Here is an 18,625-nt window from a genome sequence, read left to right as displayed (position 1 = left end):
CCATGTGGAGATTCGTGCATACCGGCGACCGCTCTCCCGCGGAAAACATGGCGATCGACGAAGCCATGCTGACCGCCCATCAGGAAGGCCGCGTCCCGCCGACGGTCCGGTTCTACGGCTGGAGTCCGGCGACGCTGTCGATCGGGTATTTCCAACAGGCCGACAAGGAAGTGGACAGGGAAGCCCTGCGCGAACGCGGGCTCGGCTTCGTTCGCCGGGCGACCGGAGGACGCGCCGTGCTGCATGACCGGGAATTGACGTACAGCATCGTCGTCTCGGAGGATTATGCGGGCATCCCGGCAAGCGTGGCGGAAGCTTACCGCGTGCTGAGCATGGGGCTGCTGATCGGTTTTCGCGAGTTGGGCTTGGATGCGAAGATGACGGGATTGGGCGAGGCGGAGGATGGGGCGGATGCCGAGGCGACTTCGCCGCTGCCGGATTCGGCCGCCGGTCAAGCGGATGCCGAAGCGCCGTCGCTTCTGGCGGATTCGGCGGCCGGCCACCACGATACGGCCGGCGCCGCCAGACGCGCGGCGTCCGCGGCCTGCTTCGACGCGCCGTCGAAATACGAGCTTGTCGTCGAGGGCCGCAAGATCGCCGGAAGCGCGCAAATGCGCGCCAAGGGGGTTATCCTGCAGCATGGCTCGATCCTGCTCGAGCTGGATGCGGATCAGCTGTTCGAGGTGCTTCGCTTCGCGGGTCCGGAAGAGAAGGAACGCATGAAGCGCTTGTTCGAGCGCAAGGCCGTGGCCATCAATGCCTGCCTCCGCAAGAAAGGACGGCAGCCCGTTACGATCGCGCGGTTGGAGCAAGTATTCCGCGCGGGCTTCGCGGAAGGACTTGGCGCGGAGCTCGCGGCAAGCGGGCTCACCGCTTACGAGATCGAGCTGGCCGACCGCCTCGCCAGGGAGAAATACGCCGCGGAGAGCTGGAATTTGCGCCGGTGAATCCAAGCGTTCCCGGAAGGATTGACTCTTTGGCGCCAAGCTATTATAGTAAAAGCATTCTTACCTATACGTATAACCTCAATAATAAGGTTTGAGGGTCTCTACCAGGAACCGTAAAATCCTGATTACAAAAAGGGCGTTTCTTTTTGTGATCGGGATTTTTTTTGCGTGTGCGGAACGCTTGTCCACATCGAAGGAGGATGAATGAAATGAACCATTCGAAAATGATCATCGACGCCGATACCGGGATCGATGACGCGCTGGCGATTTTAGCGGCATTGAAATCGGGCAAAGCCGATCTCGCGGGGATTACGACCGTGTTCGGCAACATTCCCGTGGAGATGGCCACGGACAATACGCTGCGTCTGCTGAAGCTGGCCGGCTTCGAGAACGCGATTCCCGTGAGCCAAGGGGCATCGCGGCCGCTTGCGCGCGGCGTGGAATTCGCGACGCACGTGCACGGCAAGAACGGCATCGGGGACGTGGAGCTTCCCGCGTCCTCGCAAGCCGCGGTCGAGGAGCCGGCCGATGACTTCATCGTGCGCACGGCCGACGAGCTCGGCGGCGAGCTGGTCATCGTCTCGCTGGGAAGATTGACCAACGTCGCGCAGGCGCTGCGAAAGGATCCGAGCCTGCCGTCCAAGGTCAAGCATCTCTACATCATGGGCGGAGCGGTCCGCGTGCCGGGCAACGTCACGCAGGTCGCCGAGGCCAACATTTGGGGCGATCCCGAGGCGGCCGAGGCCGTCATGCAATCGGGGATGGCGATTACGCTGATCGGCTTGGACGTGACGATGCGCACCCTCCTGCATCAATCCGACCTGGATCGGCTGCAGCGGACCTGCAAGCCTGAGAATCGCGCCGTCGCCGATTTCATCAATCGATCGATGCAGTATTATTTCGAGTTTTACCGCCAGTCCAACGGCTTCGAGGCCTGCGCGCCGCTGCATGATCCGCTGACGGTGCTGGCCGCGATCGAGCCGGGACTCGTCGCGATGGAATCGATGCGGCTGTCGGTCGAATGCGAGGGCCGGCACTGCATCGGCATGACGGTGGCGGATCTGCGGAACCGGCCGGCCGTCGGCCAGCCCGTGCAGGTCGGCGTGGAGGTCGATGCCGAACGCGCGGTCAACGCGCTGATGGCGATTTTTTGATCGCCGTCCGCAGGCATGCAAATGGCCGATATCGCCCTTCTTGAGGCGATGTCGGTTATTTTTGCTGTTCTTAATCATTCATCGCATGAATGAATGGCGGCCGCGGCGGAAAACGGTCTTCCCTTTCTTGATCCGGCGTGTGAAAATGAATATGACAGGGTCGGCCTGGAAATGAAAGCGCTTCTATGGAATCGGCCCGTTATCGCTTATTTCTATCAAACAGCTGGATTGAAATGTTAATTGCCTCTATAATAATGTTATAAACGAACATATCCATGTTCGTAACAATAAATTTTCCCGCATTCAGAACGGCTACCACGATAAACAGGAGGCTCGGATCCGCATGCAACATCCCATCATGCGACGGCTGCGATCGGCCGCAGCGTTCAACCGCTATCTCCCCAGACAGCTGCATATCCGGATATTCCTCGGACTGACCCTGCTGTTCATGCTGGTCTCCGTGCCGTTCGTCTTCCTTATGGCGAACCAGTTCTCCCGTTACGCGATGAAACAGATCGACACCGTGAACGAAGCGGAGATCACGCATTCGCGGGACAACGCGGCCTTTATTTTCAATAAACTGATCGGATACGGCTTCACCATGTACGCGGATAAGAGCATCCAAGCCTGGATATCGGCCGATTCGGAGACGCAGGAAGCCCAAGTCGAGGCGCTGGCCGCGGGAACCAAATACATGACGACCGAGCCGTATCTGGCGGACGCCTACTTGATCAACATGCGGACGGCGCATGTCATCGACCTGAAGTCGGGCCTCTTCGCGTTCGAAGAGTTCGCGGACCAGGATATGCTGGCGTTGGCGAAGCAGCCGCAGCCCTCCTATCAACGCTTCTTCGTCCACCCGTCGGACGACGGGCGGCAGCTGGCGCTCATGATCCCGATGGTGCCTTCCGGACAGCCGTCCTACGGATACCTGGTTCTGCTGCTGAACGACGAGTTGATGAAGCAATATTTGCTGAAGGGCAACGCGAACGCGGGCTTCACGTCGTTCATCCTCGACGACGACGGCCGCGTGATGCTCGGTTCGCCCGACGCGTCGGTGCCTTATGCGGAGCTTGCCGCCAAGGCGGCGGCCCAAGCGGACTCCGGGAACTACACGATCGATTACGACAAGGAATCGTGGTCGGTGCAGTACGCGCTCATCGAGCCGCAGGGCTGGACGATGTTCCAGATGGCGAAGCTCGAAGGCATTCGCGCGGACTTCCATGCGTTCCTGACGAAGATGATGGTCTTCATCGCCGGCATGGTCGTGCTGCTGCTCGCGATCCTCTTCTGGAACTCCCGGCGAACCTATAAGCCGTTTTCCTTGCTGGCCGATCAATTGCAGACGAAATTCGGGGGGGCGCTCAAGAGCGGGCACAGCGAAGGCCCGCTGGACGAGCATCGCGTCATCCGTTACGGCATCGAGATGCTGGAGGACCGGATGGTTCGGCTCGACGCTTCCATGCGCGAGCACCGGAACGTCATCAAGATGGAATACCTGCGGCAGTGGATCCTGCAGGGCAAGCTGATCTCGCCGGTCGAGAAATATCTCCGCGAGCATACCGGATTGTTCGATTACGAGGGACTTTACTTAAGCGTGATCCGGATTAACGCCTACAGCGCGTTCCAGGACAAATACGACTTCGCGTCCAGAAAATTGATGAAGTACGCAATGGGCAACATCGCCGAGGAGATCATCCGCCCAAGCGGGCATGCGGAAGCCGTGGATCTGGGCAGCGACCACCTCGCCCTATTGATCTCCTGCCCGGCCTCGTCCCCCGATCCCGTAACCGGACTGCTGGAGGACGTGAAGGAACAGATCCGGCAATGGGTCAACGTGCCGGTGACGGTATCCGTGAGCGGCCGATTGGAATTCGGCGAGGACATCCGCGCGACGTACCAGCATATCCAGGAATTGACGATGCTCCGCTTCGTCTCCGGCGAAGACAAGATTTTTCTCGAGCGCGATTTCGAGGCTTATATGCGCAGCGTGCAGCCGCTGGCCGACGATAACCTGCTGGACGAGCTGATCATGAAGGTCAGAACGGGCAAAGGCGAGGAAGTGTCGGCGATTCTGGATCAAATCTTCGTGCATATGCAGGCGATGCGTTACGCGCAAAGCAAATTTCAGCTCTCGCTCATGCTCTACACGCTGTTCAAGACCTTCAACAAGCTGCCCTCCGTGGAATCCGTGGACGGCATCGAGCATATCCTGGAGTCCTTCGATACGCTCGGCGGCATCCGGGGCTGGCTGGAAGGCGAGCTGCTCGGCATCATCGACGATTTGAGCAACAAGAAAGGAGCGAGCCGCCGCGACGAGATCGTGTCGGAGATCGTCGATTACGTGAAAACCCACCTGCACGACGCCATGCTCACGATCGAGGAAATCGCCGAGCATGTCTCGCTGTCGACGCGCTACACGCGCCAGCTGTTCAAGGAAGCGTTCGACGTGACGCTGTCGGATTACATCCTGCAGGAGCGCATCGCCAAGGTGAAAGAGCTGCTCGCTTCGACCGATTGGACGGTGACGGATATCGGGGAACGGGCCGGGTTCCAGACGAAGAGCCACTTCTTCACGGTATTCAAAAAGGCGACGGGCATGACGCCGAGCCAGTACCGGGACAAATGATCGCGGATAGGCAGGGGAACGCAGCTCAAGAGGCTGTCTTCAAGGTCGAATGGACCTTGGGGACGGCCTTTTTTTCGGTTGGCAGGCGAAGGATTCCAACCGGCCGATTCGACCAGGCGCGTTATCGTGTACCGGGGGCTACCGGGGGCCGTCAAGACGGTAAGCGGACGTATGATCGGCGCATCTCCGGATTGCAGAGCCGATATTCCGGCGCATCTCCGGGCTGGATACCCGATATTCGAGCGCGTTTCCTGTACGGAAACCCGTATTCCCGGCCGATTTCCGCATTGCGAACCCGGCCGCCGGATCGAGAACCTTGGCCGCGCGCGGCTTCCGGCGCCGATCTCCGTTATTAGAACTATACAGACCGGACGCGCGAATCTTAAGCTTGGTCGTAGCACGAGAATACCGCGAACGGCAGGAAAGGAGACCAACACCCAAGTGTCCATGATCAGAGAGATCGCGAAGAACAAATATTTATACGCGCTGGCTTTGCCCGGCCTCTTGTTTCTCATCGTATTCGCCTACGTGCCGATGGCCGGACATTTGATCGCCTTCAAGCAGTATCGGCTCGCCGACGGCATCTGGGGCAGCAAATGGGTCGGGTTCGACAATTTCAAGTTCTTCTTCATGAGCAGCGATTGGTACAAGGTCACGTTCAATACGATCTTCCTTAATGGACTGTTTATCGTCTGCGGCCTCGGCCTCGCGCTGCTGCTGGCGATCTTCCTGAACGAGATCCGGAGCATGCTCTTCAAGAAAATCGCCCAATCGTTCGTCTTCATGCCGTACTTCATCTCCTGGCTCGTCGTCAGCATGATGGTGTTCGCGTTCCTCAACACGACGGAGGGCATCCTGAACCGGACGCTGATCGCGAACGGCCTCGACGGGCAGAACTGGTATCTGAAGCCCGGCATATGGCCGGCAATCCTGACGATCATCTATGTCTGGAAGTTCGCGGGCTACTACTCCATCATCTTCTTGGCCGCGATCACGGGCATATCGGGCGACTATTACGAGAGCGCGCGAATCGACGGGGCGACCCGTTTCCAACAAATCGTTCATATTACGATCCCTTTGATTCGCAACGTGCTGATCGTGTTGGCCCTGCTCGGGATCGGGCGGATTTTCTACGGCGACTTCGGCATGATTTACGGCATCGTGGGCGATACCGCGCCGCTGTATCCGACGACCGACGTCATCGATACGTACTCGTACCGGGCGCTCCGGCAGCTGGGCGACTTCAGCAAATCGTCCGCCGTCATCATGTATCAGTCCGTCATGGGACTTGTCACGATCATGATCTTCAATGCGATCGCCAGGAAAATCGACAAGGATTCCAGTTTATTCTAGAAAGCAGGTAGGTGTTTACATGGAAAGCTCGATTCAACACGTCCGATCGGGCAAGGCGATCAAGGTCAAAACCGACCGCTCCCTTTCCGAAAAGGTATTTGTAGTGTTCATTTACGCATTCAGCGGCGCGTTCGCCCTGGCCTGCTTTCTTCCGTTCTGGCTGGTGTTCATCAATTCGTTCGCCAAGGAATCGGCCATCAAGGTGCACGGGTATCAGCTGATTCCGAAGGAATTCTCGCTGAATGCGTATCAGTACGTCCTGCACGGCAAGCAGATCGCGAGCAGCTACCTCGTATCTACGACCGTGACCGTCGTCGGCACGGTACTGGCCGTCCTGATCACCGCCATGTATGCTTACGTGCTGGCTCATCCCAAGGTGAAGTACCGGAACGTATTATCCTTCCTGACCTATTTCACGATGATATTCGGGGCGGGACTGGTCGGGTTCTATATTCTTATCGCCAATTGGCTTCATCTGAAGGACTCGCTCTGGGCGCTTATTTTGCCTTACATGCTGAACCCGTTCTTCGCCTTCATCATGGTTTCCTTCTTCCGGACGCTGCCGTACGAGATCAACGAAGCGGCGACGGTCGACGGGGCCAACGACTTGCGGATTTTCTTCCGGATCATCCTGCCGATCTCGAAGCCGGTGATCGCGACGGTGGGCTTATTTTACGCGCTGCAGTACTGGAACGACTTCTTCCTGGCGCTCCTGTTCATCGACAACTACAAGCTTCATCCGCTGCAGATGATGATTCGCCAGCTGATCTCGAACATCAACATGAGCGCTTACGTCGGAGGCAGCCAAACGACCTATACCCAGCCCCTGCCGACTTACGGCGTGCAGCTCGCGACCGTGTGCCTGACCATCGGGCCGATTATTTTCCTGTATCCGTTCATTCAGCGTTTTTTCGTCAAGGGGATTACAATCGGAGCCCTGAAAGGGTAGTCTTAACCCGGAGACCATCCGGTTGAGAATAGAACCACATCCATTAGGAGGTCACAGAATGAGAAAAAGAGGGTTAATGTTAACGGTTGCCATGATGCTGCTGCTGGCGGCATTGGCCGGGTGCGGCTCCAACAACGCGAACGATCCGGCAAACGACGCGGCGAACGGCAATACGGCTGCACCGGCGAATGAACCGGCCAACAAACCGGCGAACGAACCGGCTGCGGCGGATCCCGCAACCACGAAGCTGGATCCGGTCACGCTCAAAATCGTCCTGCCGGGCGACCGTCCGGCCGACATGGACAAGGTCATCCAAGAAGCGGAGAAACGCATGGCGGATACGATCAACGTCAAGCTCGACGTCGTATTCGTGCCGTTTTCCGACTTGGCGCAAAAAACGCAGGTCATGCTCGCATCCGGCGAGAACGTCGATCTGATATTCGACGCGCCGTGGCTGCACATCGACCAGATGATCAGCGCGGGCTATTATGAGCCGCTGGATGACCTGCTGGCCCAATACGGCCAAGATGCCGTGAAGGTCCGCTCCCAGCAAATGTTCGACGCCAACAAGTTCCAGGGCAAAATCTATGCCCTGCCGCTCGGCAATAACCATCTGGCCGGCAGAACCTACCTGGTTCGCAAGGATATCCGGGAAAAGCTAGGCGTGCCGCCGATCAAAACCTATGAGGACTTGATCAACTTCGCTTACAAAGTGAAGGAGAACGAGAAGGACGTCATCCCGCTGATGGCTTACGGCCAATCCTCGTCGAAGGATATCGCGTGGGGCGCGTTCAGGGCGTTCATGGAGTACGATCCGCAGTACCTGAGAACGGATGCGCTGGGACAAAGTCTCGTCTTGTACTACAAGAACAACGACGGCAAGGTGTATAACCTCTTCGACGAGATGGAACCGACGATCTGGTCCTGGATCGAGGACGCCAGAAAGCTGTATACGGACGGCCTTATTCATCCCGATATTCTCGCGATCAAGGACGTCGAGTCCGTCATCAATTCCGGCAAGGTCGCCGTTGCCGTATCCAATGAATTCGGCGTGCCGTCCAGCACGCAAACCGCGCTTGCGCAAAACGTTCCGGGTGCCGAGCTGGAAGCCGTGACCTTCATCCAAATGGAGAAGGGCAAGAACATCACGAACTTCAAGCAAGCGAACTTCCAAGCCATTCCGAAGGTCAGCAAGAACAAAGAGCGCGCCATGATGTTCCTGAACTGGGCGGCGCAGAAGGACAACTACGACCTGCTCGCCTACGGCATCGAAGGCACGAACTACGAGAAGATCGGCGACGATCAATACAAGCAGATCGGAACCGGCTACTCCTACTTCCCGTACGGCTGGATCTGGAATCCGACGCTCGACCGTCTCAATGCCGGCTACGACGAGGAGACGATCAAGCACTACCAGTTCAACAAAGCGGCGGATAATCTGACGGCGAGCGTGCTGACCGGGTTCTCCTTCGACCCGACTCCCGTCACGAACGAGCTCTCGCTCTACAACGCGACCGAGGACAAGTACTACAACGCCTTGTTCGACGGCGTCGTCGATCCCGACGAGACGTGGGCGAAGTTCAAGAAGGAAGCCGAAGGCAACGCCAAGAAGATCCAGGTCGAGCTGCAGAAGCAGATCGACGCCTTCCTCGCGGCCAAAAAATAGCGCGAACGACGAAGCTTGCGCAAGGCTGCTTCGCGCATCCAAGCAACCGGCGTTCATTAACGTTCGCAATCGTAAACGGGCTTAAATAATCATCGCGACAACGGCGGGCATTCGGCAGCTTCTGGCACCGGATGTCCGTTTGTTTATGGCATGCCCGCAGCCCGCGGCGGCATGCGGCGGCCTCGAGCCCCGGGCGGGGTTCTCGTCCCGGCACTCGCCCTCCGATCGCCCGAACCCGGCCAAGAACGGGGGATTGCCGGGCCGCGGCGTTATGCGACTTTTACCGGGTAATATCGTCCTTCGCTCCGGTTTTGCCCGTCTCCGATATCCGGTAAGCTTACGAATGTAAGCACTTACTTCTCAAATAGGCGGGGCTAGAGAGAAACGATCGGAGGAGGAAAAGATGGAATTGGCCACTGTGAAAATCGCCAAAGAGAGGAGGCTGGCGCAGGGAAAAACGTTCAAGCGGATATGGAGATTCAGATGGCTGTATGCCTTGCTCCTTCCCGCCCTGGCTTGGGTCGTGCTGTTCGATTACCTGCCGCTCTACGGCATCAGCATCGCGTTCACCGATTACAACGTCATTCAGGGCTTCTCCGGCAGCGCCTGGGCGGGACTGAAATATTTCCGGATGCTGTTCGAATCCGAGATGTTCCGGAACGCCTTCGTCAACACGCTGATCATCAGCCTGTACAAGATGGTAAGCGGCTTCATTTGCCCGATCCTGCTGGCGCTGTCGCTGAACGAGATCCGCGCCAAGTGGTTCAAGAAGACGCTGCAGACGGCGGTATACCTGCCGAGGTTCGTGTCCTGGGTCGTGTACGGCGGGATCATCACGATCCTGCTCTCGCCGGAGACCGGCATCATCAACAAGATCATCGAGCTGTTCGGCGGAAAGCCGGCTTACCTGCTCGTCGAGCCCGCGTACTTCCGCACCATCCTCGTGGCGACCGACGCGCTGAAGGAGATGGGCTGGGCGGCCATCATCTATATCGCGGCCATCGCCGGGCTCAATCCGGAAGTGTACGAAGCGGCCATCGTGGACGGCGCTTCGCGGTTTCGCCGAATCATCCACGTGACGCTGCCGGGCATCGCAAGCACCATCGTCGTCATCTTCATTCTCCGGGTCGGCTACCTGATGAGCGCCGGCTTGGATCAAGTCATCAACCTGTACAACCCGATGGTATTCGAGGTCGGGGATATCCTCGACACCTATATCTACCGGGTCGGCATCGAACAGTTCAGTCTGAGCCTTGCGGCGGCGGCGGACGTCATCAAAGGGATCATCGGGCTGGCGCTGGTGCTGGTCGCCAATCACATTGCCAAGCGGATCAATGATTCCGGCATTTTCTGACAAAGGGGAATCGGACCGATGAAGCTAACGAAAGGCGAAACCGCATTCGTCGCCACCAATTACGTCGTGCTCACGATCTTGACCATCATCATCATCATTCCGTTCTGGTACGTCATCTCCGTCTCGGTCACGCCGTACTCGATCTTCAGCGCGAAGGACGGCCTGGTGCTGTTCCCGTCCTCGCTCAGCTTCGACTACTACGCGTACCTGCTGAAGAAGGGCTCCTTGATCTACGGGTCGTACGGGGTCACGCTCCGCAACACGGCGGCCGGCGTCCTGCTGGCGCTGGTGCTGACCGCGGGCTCGGCGTACGCGCTGGCCGAGAAGCGGCTGCCGGGCAGACGGATCATCATGCTGGTCTTCGTGTTCACGATGTTGTTCAAGGGCGGGCTGATCCCGACCTACGTCACGGTCAAGAACCTGGGCCTGCTGAACACCGATTACGTGCTGATCCTGGTCATGGCCTTCAGCGCGTTCAACATGATCATCATGAAATCCTTCTTCGAAGGCATCCCGGAGAGCCTGCGGGAATCCGCCGCCATCGACGGCGCTTCCGAGATCCGCATCCTGGGCTCGGTCGTCCTGCCGATCTCGCTGCCGGTGATCGCCTCGGTCGGCCTGCTCTACATGGTTACTTACTGGAACGACTTCTTCAACGCGCTGCTCTACGTGACGGACTGGCACAAAGCGCCGGTGCAGCTTATTCTGCGGACGATCATCGCCAGCTCCAGCCTGCCGCCGGAGCTGCTCGAAGCGGCCGGCAGCAAGCCGCCGCCGGCGGTAGGCATCCAGATGGCCGCCATCGTCATCGTCGCTTTGCCCATGCTGATCATCTATCCGCTCATCCAGCGCTATTTCGAGCAGGGGATGCTGATCGGTTCGGTCAAAGGCTAATCAAGCACATATAAAGGGGACGAAAACGACATGTCAAAACGAATCAAAAGCATGAGCTACGGCGCCGTCGCGGCGCTGATGCTCGGAACGTTCGCGCTGGCCGGATGCGGCAGCAACAACGATACGGCGGGGAACGCGAACGCGAATGCGAATAAACCGGCCGACGGCAATGCGGCGGAGACGACGGAAGCGTCGACGAACGGCAACCCGGCGGCGACCCCGCCGGCGGAGGATAACCAGCCCTACGAGCTGAAATGGCTGAAGGCCCAGGATATTTCCTTGCCGTACGATGCCTCGAAGGATGCCGTCAAACAAGCGATCGAGCAGAAGCTGAACATCAAGATCGTGCCCGAGATGGTCGACGTGCAGCAGTACAAGACGAAGCTCAACCTGAAAATGTCGAGCGGCGACATTCCCGACGTGACGCGCATCGATTTCGCCGACGACTTCCAGAAGTACGCGCAGCAGGGGGCCTTCGTCGACCTGACCGACATGATCAACGAGACGGATACGCCGAACATTCTGCGCGAAGTGTCGCCCGAGGTGTTCGAGCAGGCGAAGGTGAACGGCAAGATTTACGGCATTCCGTACCAGGGCGGACCGGGAGCCGGCTATCGGTGGGACCTCGTCATGCGCAAGGATTACATCGACGCGGTCGGCGCCACGGTGCCGAAGACGCTTGACGAGTACTACAACCTGCTGAAGAAGATCAAAGCCGAGAAGCCGGACGTCATTCCGCTCGGCGGGTACACGGCGCAGATCGGCGAGGTCAAATTCGCCAACAACTCCTTCGACAACATCTTCGGCGCGTTCGGCGTAACGCCGGGGTACTTCACCCAGACGGACGGCAAGTTCAGCAGCTACGACATCGATCCCAAGATGAGGGAAGCGCTGCTCTTCCTGCAGAAAATGTACGGCGAAGGCCTGATCGACAAGGAATTCGCGACCATCAAGGAAGAGCAGCTGAGAGCGAAGCTGTACAGCGGCAAGCTGTTCTCGTGGATGGGCTGGTGGTCCACCGCGAGCGACTACGACACGCAGATCGAGACGAACGAGCTGATCAAGAGCGGCAAGCTGGCGGCGGACGGATCGCTGCCTAACCAAGCCGAGGAGCCGTACAAATACTTGGCGTTGACCGACTCGCTGGTCGGACCGGACGGCACGGCGGTCGCGCCGACGGGCGCTCCGTTCTCCCAGATGAACGCCATCAGCGCCAAAACGAAGGATCCGAAAAAAGTGCTGCAAATCATCGAGGATTCCCTGGCGCCGGAGAACGAGCTGCTGACCGTATGGGGCATCGAGGGCGAGGACTACAACATCGTCGACGGCAAGCTGAAGACGAATCCGACCTTCGTCGATCCGAAGACGCAGCAGGACAAGAACGGAAACTTCCGCGGCATCCAAAGCTACCTGTTCGCGCCGGGCCTGAACGGCTGGCCGCGTTACCTGGAGTCGCTGCCGCTGCGGTTCTCCGAATCGCTCGGCGTCGCCATCAACAATAAATTCCAGATTGCCGACGCGTCCAACTACCTCGAATCCCCGACGAAGATCGCCAAGATGGTCGAGCTGAACACGATGCGCGATTCGGTATTCACGCAGATCATCATGGGCGGCGACATCAGCAAATTCGACGACTTCGTGAAGAAATGGAAGTCGCAGGGCGGCGACCAGATCATCAGCGAGCTCGAGGCGTCCTTCCAGAAGAAAGCGGGCAAGTAAGCTGCAGGAGGCGGCAGTCGCAGGCCGGCTGCCAAGCCGGTCAAGCGGTTAAGCCGATGAAGCCATCCAGCAGTCAAGATTCGGCAAGCAAGCAAATAGGTCAGGCTCAAGCCTTCCGTCAAACGCGGTTCGTCCGCTTTGGCGGGGGCTGCTTTTCCATTCGTAAAAGGGGGTGCAATTATGAATAAGCGTTATCGCTTCATGCTTCCCGTGCTGCTTATCGCGGCTCTGCTGCTGCAATGCCTGCCGCTACCCGCGGAGGCGGAAGAAACGGCGCCGCTGTTCGAGGATAGCTTCGGCGCGGGGATCGGCCGCTGGGATCTGTTCGGCAGCACGGCTTGGAGCACGCAGGGAAGCGGGGCCGCAGCCATGCTGTCGGGCACGACGACGGCGACGTCTCCCCAGCGGATCGTCACCAAGTCCACGGCGCTGCCCTACGGTTCGACGAATTACAGCTTGACGTTCAAGGCGCGGGGCGACCGGTTCCGGACGATGTTCCGCTATACGTCCGGCACGAGCTATTATTTTCTGGAATTCAAGAATACGCATCTGGTCGAGCTGTGGAAATACCCGAATGCCTCGGCGAACGTGCAGGTAGGCGCTGCCGTGGATATCGCGACCGCGTTGCCCGGCTTCAACCTGACGGGCTGGCATCAATACGAGCTGGCCGTTAGCGGAAGCGCATTCACGCTGTCCATAGACGGGACGGCGGTCACGACGTTCAACGACGCGTCGCTCGTCGCGGGCGGGATCGGCTTTTCCCTGAAGAGCGTCGGTCCGGCGGTCGCGATGGACGTGGACGACGTGAAGGTGAACGCTATTGCCGGGCCGAGCAGCTTCGCCATCGTGCATACGCCGGCTTCCGCCGTTCCGTATAACGCGAATCTGCCGGTCTCCTTCACGCTGACGGATGCCGGTTCGTCCGCCTCGGCCGCGATCCATTACGCCTACGGAGCAACGGGCGCGCCCGTGCTGACGGTACAAGCGCAGGGCGCCGGGAACGAGGCGTATGCCGGGACGATTCCGGGAACGAACCGCGCCCATCTGATCCGCTACTACATCACCGCCGCCGACGGAACGGGCGGGACGGCCCGCTATCCGGCGACGGGCGAGATCTCGGTATCCATCGGCGAGATGCTGCCCTACGCGAACGATTTCGAAGGAACGGCGCCGAACGCCGCGCCAGCGGGTTGGACGACGGGGGGCAGCGCCAAGGTGATCCAGCTGCCGGACGGCAACAAGGTATTCAATCTGAACGGTTCGGGCAGCGCGAAGCTTAACCTCCCGATGTATCAGAACGCGGATAACTTCGTCGTCAAATTCAAGGTCAAATACGAACGAACGAGCACGGCGCTGCAGAACACGTGGCGGTTCCGGTACCGCGCGACGGACGACGCCAACAACAACGCGATGGAATGGGCCACGCATAATTCCAAATATTTTCTGATGCGCAAGACGACGCTCGGCGGCAACTACTACATCGCCAATTACGTGCAATCGCTGCTCGGCGATTGGCATGATTACGAGCTCCGGGTCAGCGGCATTACGCATGAGCTGTTCATCGACGGCGCGGAGACGGCCGGCGGCGATGATTCCGATCCGCTCGCGCTGAAGAAAGGGTATTTTCAGTGGAACGTCGTCGGCGGCATCAACCTCATGATCGACGACTTCGAGATCGACCCGATCCCGCTGCCGTACGTCGTCGATCTGCAGCCGTCCGGCAACTACGCCGGCATCTATGCGCAGGAAGAGACGCCGGGCCTGGCATTGTCGCTGGATGCCGGAGCGGCGGCGCACGAGATCGGAATCGCCTACACCGTGCGGCGCGCGGACGGCGACAAGGCGGTCGTCGCCTCCGGCTCCAAGACGTACGGCCTCGGCGAATACGAACGGACTTCAGACGCGCTCGCATTCGCGCCGGCGATTGGCGGGATCGGCACGTACGAAGTAGCCGCCGCATTCGCCATCGACGGGAATCCGGCGCCGGCGTTGTCGAAAAGGATGCGCCTGGCCGTCGTGAACCGGGCCGCGCCGGTCAGCGAGCCGGATCTCGACAACGAGAGCAAATTCGGCCTGAATACGCATTACGCGCTCAATTGGAAGGACGACATCATCGACGGCGCCCGCAAGCTGGGCGCGCGCGCCCATCGTTCCGGCATCTCCTGGGAAGCGATCGACAAGAACGTCAAAGACGCCTCCGGCAAGGCGGTCTACGATTACGCCGAATCCGACGCCCTGCTGAACAAGCTGTTCACGTACGGCTTCAACCAGATCACCGGGCTCGATATCGATACGAATGCCGCCTATCAGAACGGCATCGTGAATACGACTCCCGCGCTGAAGGCGATGGGCGACTTCGTGTACGACGCCGTGAGCCGCTACAAGGGCCGAATCCGGCAGTGGGAAATGCCGAACGAGCCGGAGATCTTCTCCAAGCCGTACATTCCGGAGGAATTCGTCCAGCTGCAGAAGACCGCGTACCTGAACATGAAGAAAGCCGATCCGGACGCCATGCTGCTCGCCGGCGACCATACCTCCAGCGTGCTCAGCGTGCTGCCGGAGGAGCTGGCGCTCGGCTCGTACGACTATGCCGACGCGTATTCGTTCCACCCGTACGTCTACAACTCCATGCCGGACGGCAATTTGCAGAACATGCTTAACGGCGTGAAGGACATGGTCAACGACTACGGGGGCTGGAAGGATTACTACTTGACGGAGGGCGGCTGGCCGACGGCCAATGCCGGGTATCCGTCCGTCTCGGAGGAAACCCAGCGCGACTACATCGTCCGCGCGTTCCTGAATTACATGGCCGAGGATCAGGTGAAGGCTTATGAATACTACAACTACAAGAACGACGGCACGGACGACCGCTACTACGATATCTTCTGGGGCATCACGGACAACGACGGCCGGCCGAAGCTGGCTTACGCCGCGGTAAACGAGCTGATGACCGCGCTGGATCACGCGCAATATCTCGGCGCGTGGGATACCGGGAATCCGGACGTGACCGTGCAATTGTTCCTGAACGACGGCGTGCCGGTCGCGGTCGCCTGGAAGAAGGTCGACGCGAAGGACGATCCCGCCTCGCATCCGGCGACGAGCGTAATCACGCTGCCTTTCCCGGCGGCCGGGGCGACGGTGAAGGATATTAACGGCGTCGGGATTCCCGCGGTCGCGGCCGCGAACGGGGACCTGCAATTGACCGTATCCGGCGCGCCGGTCTACGTGACGGGAGCGAGCTCCGGCTTCGTGCATGAAGCCGCGGAGCAGCTGCTGGCGAAGAAGGAGCAGGACGCCTCCGCCAAGCTGCTGGCGCTGCGGACCTCTGCGAACGCCGCGGTCGTCGACGGCGATCAGGCCGCGCTCGGCGGCATCTCCGCGAACCTCGCGGCGGCGATCGGCGGCAGCCAGCCGGCTGCGGGCTTGGAGCAAGGAATCAAGGACATCTATGCCCTGATGGCGGACATTGCGGATGAAATCGGGGACGGCTCCCTGGAGCGGGCGCCCGGTTACGTCCAATTGGAGGCGCTATACAATCTGGCGGAGAGCGCGTCCGTGTCTCTTGTCTACGCGCTCGGCGGGATCGGACCGAACAGCTTCGATTACGCCGGGGCGGCTCAGGCCGCGACGGACGCGTTCAACGTCAAGAAAGGCGAGTTCAGCGTCATGCCGGTCGCTTCGTCGGCGATTCTGCGGATGAACCGCTACGGCAGATTGGCCGAGAGCCTGCATGAGCGGGGGAACTATGCGGAGAGCTACGCCTATAACCTGCTGGCGCGGGAATTCGCCGGCGCCGCGGAAGCGATGGTCGCCTCGGAGCAGCCGAAGTTCATCGGCGTCATGGCCAATCTCGTGCCGACGCAGGCGAACGGCGAAGCCGGGCATGTCAATACGTTCACGTTGTCGCTGGTCAACGATACGGACGTGCCGCAGCAGGTGTCGGTGCACCTCGGGCTGCCGGACGGATGGGCATCGTCGCAGACCGCGCCGGCCGCGGCGGATTACACGATTCCGGCAAACGGTTCGCTCGACGAATCTTATCCGGTCGTCGTGCCGGAGGACGCGGCGAAGGGACGTTACGGGATCGACTTCGACGTGAGCTACGACGGCGCCTTGTTCGAGACCAAGCGCGCGCAGCTGACGGTGGAAGACGGGATCGGCGTCAAGCTTCTTCCCGTCAAGCGGACGATCGAGGAACTGGACACGCTGACCGTGGAGCTCGAAGGAACGTCGTCGTTCGCGAAGACCGGCGAAGTGACGATCAAGGGTCCGGACGGAAACGAGCTGCAGCCGGTCGCCTCGAATGCGTTCGCCTCGCTGCAGAAGGGCGGCAAGGTGCAGCTAAGCTTCTTATGGACGGATCATCAGCCGGTTCCGTTCAACGAATACGACGTCGACCTGCAAATCGACGATACGACGACCGGCAAGACGATTTTTCACGATGCCGCCATGCCGGTCGAATTCAACTTGGTTCAGCGAACGGACGGCGTGACGATCGACGGCAATCTTGCCGATTGGCAGGATGCGTTCCCGTTCCATCTTCGCAGCAAGGCCCAGAACGCGAGCGGCTTCCACGATCCCGACAATCTGGAGGCGACCGCGTACGCCAAATGGGCGGCAAACGGATTGTACGTTGCGGTAGCGGTGCGCGACGACATCCACAAGCAGTCGGAGAACGCGGCGAACATGTGGAAGAACGATTCCGTTCAGATCAGTCTGGATCCGCTGAACAATCGCGAGGCGCCGTACGGACCGGACGACGTCGAATGGGGCTTCGCCCTGGCGGACGACGGCACGCGGCTCGTGCAGATCTTCAGCTCCGGCGCGCCGAACCCGAACGGGGACGTCAGCGGCCAAACGCCGTTCGCGGCGGTTCGGGACGATGCCGCGAAAATGACCTATTACGAATTCGAGATTCCTGCGTCCTACGTGCATGACCTGGCGCCGGCGGGCGGAGGCGTGATCGGCCTGAACGTCGCCGTCAACGACGCGGATCTGCAGAACGGCCGGGACGATTTCATTCAATGGACGAACGGGACGGCCGACGCGAAGAACACGGCGCTGTACGACGCGTTCGCGTTCATCGATTACGATCCGCCGGCCGCGCCGGCGGAAGTCACGCTCCAGCCGGGAGCGCTGCTCCTCCGGCCGGGGCAGGAGCAGACGCTGAACGCGCTCGTGGCGCCGGATGACGCGGCCGACAAGACGGTGGCCTGGTCGATCGGCGATTCGGCGGTGGCGGCGGTATCCGCCGGTGGACTCGTCCAGGCGCTTGGCGAGGGCGTGACGACCGTCACGGCAACGACGAAGGCCGGGGGCATTCAAGGCTCCGCGGCGGTTACGGTGGACGGAACCGGGCCAGTCGTTCGCATCTCGGGCCCGACGACCCTGTCGCGCCTTGCATCCGGAACGTTGGCCGCGGATGCGCAGGACGCGCTGAGCGGCTTGGCGACGGCGTCTCTTCAATTGGACGGCCAGCCGATTGCCGGCCCGTACGTCATCCAGCCGTTGTCCTTGGCGGCGGGCGTTCACGCGCTGACCGTCGAAGCCGTGGATGCGGCGGGCAACCGCTCGACGCAATCCGCGACATTGAAGGTGATCTTCGGCATCGATGAATTGGACGACATGCTGAATTACGGCTACGCGCAGGGCTGGATTACCGATAAGGGCGCGCTGCAGAGCCTGCTCGCCAAGGCGCAAAAGATTCAAAAGGACGCGGCCAAGGACGACAAGGGCAAGGACGACAAGGCCAAGGACGATAAAGACGGTAAGGATGATAAAGGCAAAGACGACAAAGACAAAGACAAAGACAAGGACAAAGACAAAGACAAAGACAAGAAGGTCGACTTCAAGCCCTTGCTCGACGAAATCATAGCCCAAAGCGGAAAAAAAATAATGGCCGCTTTTGCAGCCAGCCTGCAGCTGGACATCGCATACCTGCGGGAGCAATAACACGAAGG

General features: G+C 59.8%; 10 protein-coding genes and 1 riboswitch. All 10 genes read left to right on the top strand.

Annotated elements, in window-relative coordinates; translation table 11 throughout:
• Positions 1–2: 2 nt before the first annotated feature.
• The 10 genes from GT019_RS16510 to GT019_RS16465 all read left to right on the top strand — a co-directional run bounded on the left by GT019_RS16510 (position 3) and on the right by GT019_RS16465 (position 18,617).
• Complete coding sequence (locus tag GT019_RS16510; RefSeq protein WP_161744287.1) at positions 3–947, top strand: lipoate--protein ligase family protein; 945 nt, start codon at positions 3–5, stop codon at positions 945–947.
• Positions 948–995: 48 nt separating this feature from the next.
• Positions 996–1,095, top strand: a riboswitch (purine riboswitch).
• Between the two features lie 61 nt (positions 1,096–1,156).
• Positions 1,157–2,101 (top strand): nucleoside hydrolase, encoded by a 945-nt coding sequence (locus GT019_RS16505; RefSeq protein WP_235948337.1) that lies wholly within the window; start codon positions 1,157–1,159, stop codon positions 2,099–2,101.
• A 343-nt stretch (positions 2,102–2,444) separates the two neighbouring features.
• A complete protein-coding gene (locus GT019_RS16500) occupies positions 2,445–4,730 on the top strand; it encodes an AraC family transcriptional regulator (RefSeq protein ID WP_161744285.1) in 2,286 nt (761 codons plus the stop codon).
• Between the two features lie 447 nt (positions 4,731–5,177).
• Complete coding sequence (locus GT019_RS16495) at positions 5,178–6,083, top strand: ABC transporter permease (RefSeq protein WP_161744372.1); 906 nt, start codon at positions 5,178–5,180, stop codon at positions 6,081–6,083.
• A gap of 19 nt (positions 6,084–6,102) precedes the next feature.
• Positions 6,103–7,032 (top strand): carbohydrate ABC transporter permease, encoded by a 930-nt coding sequence (locus GT019_RS16490; protein ID WP_161744284.1) that lies wholly within the window; start codon positions 6,103–6,105, stop codon positions 7,030–7,032.
• A 58-nt stretch (positions 7,033–7,090) separates the two neighbouring features.
• The gene (locus tag GT019_RS16485) at positions 7,091–8,698 is read left to right on the top strand and encodes an extracellular solute-binding protein (protein ID WP_161744283.1); all 1,608 of its coding nucleotides are present in this window, start codon (positions 7,091–7,093) and stop codon (positions 8,696–8,698) included.
• Positions 8,699–9,101: 403 nt separating this feature from the next.
• Positions 9,102–10,052 (top strand): ABC transporter permease, encoded by a 951-nt coding sequence (locus tag GT019_RS16480; protein ID WP_161744282.1) that lies wholly within the window; start codon positions 9,102–9,104, stop codon positions 10,050–10,052.
• An 18-nt stretch (positions 10,053–10,070) separates the two neighbouring features.
• Complete coding sequence (locus tag GT019_RS16475; protein WP_161744281.1) at positions 10,071–10,946, top strand: carbohydrate ABC transporter permease; 876 nt, start codon at positions 10,071–10,073, stop codon at positions 10,944–10,946.
• Positions 10,947–10,976: 30 nt separating this feature from the next.
• The gene (locus GT019_RS16470) at positions 10,977–12,665 is read left to right on the top strand and encodes an extracellular solute-binding protein (protein WP_161744280.1); all 1,689 of its coding nucleotides are present in this window, start codon (positions 10,977–10,979) and stop codon (positions 12,663–12,665) included.
• Positions 12,666–12,845: 180 nt separating this feature from the next.
• Entirely contained in the window at positions 12,846–18,617 is a 5,772-nt protein-coding gene (locus GT019_RS16465; RefSeq protein ID WP_161744279.1) for a sugar-binding protein, read from the top strand.
• Positions 18,618–18,625: the final 8 nt, after the last annotated feature.

It is taken from the genome of Paenibacillus glycinis, from assembly GCF_009909185.1.
Taxonomy (GTDB): Bacteria; Bacillota; Bacilli; order Paenibacillales; family Paenibacillaceae; genus Paenibacillus_Z; species Paenibacillus_Z glycinis.
This window is presented reverse-complemented; position numbering and strand designations above follow the sequence as displayed.

What these genes read in the sequence shown, in the direction of transcription:
- GT019_RS16490 (WP_161744284.1), top strand. Translation starts at nt 6,103, where the DNA reads ATGGAAAGCTCGATTCAACACGTCCGATCGGGCAAGGCGATCAAGGTC.
- GT019_RS16495 (WP_161744372.1), top strand. Translation starts at nt 5,178, where the DNA reads ATGATCAGAGAGATCGCGAAGAACAAATATTTATACGCGCTGGCTTTG.
- GT019_RS16465 (WP_161744279.1), top strand. Translation starts at nt 12,846, where the DNA reads ATGAATAAGCGTTATCGCTTCATGCTTCCCGTGCTGCTTATCGCGGCT.
- GT019_RS16475 (WP_161744281.1), top strand. Translation starts at nt 10,071, where the DNA reads ATGAAGCTAACGAAAGGCGAAACCGCATTCGTCGCCACCAATTACGTC.
- GT019_RS16505 (WP_235948337.1), top strand. Translation starts at nt 1,157, where the DNA reads ATGAACCATTCGAAAATGATCATCGACGCCGATACCGGGATCGATGAC.
- GT019_RS16470 (WP_161744280.1), top strand. Translation starts at nt 10,977, where the DNA reads ATGTCAAAACGAATCAAAAGCATGAGCTACGGCGCCGTCGCGGCGCTG.
- GT019_RS16485 (WP_161744283.1), top strand. Translation starts at nt 7,091, where the DNA reads ATGAGAAAAAGAGGGTTAATGTTAACGGTTGCCATGATGCTGCTGCTG.
- GT019_RS16480 (WP_161744282.1), top strand. Translation starts at nt 9,102, where the DNA reads ATGGAATTGGCCACTGTGAAAATCGCCAAAGAGAGGAGGCTGGCGCAG.
- GT019_RS16500 (WP_161744285.1), top strand. Translation starts at nt 2,445, where the DNA reads ATGCAACATCCCATCATGCGACGGCTGCGATCGGCCGCAGCGTTCAAC.
- GT019_RS16510 (WP_161744287.1), top strand. Translation starts at nt 3, where the DNA reads ATGTGGAGATTCGTGCATACCGGCGACCGCTCTCCCGCGGAAAACATG.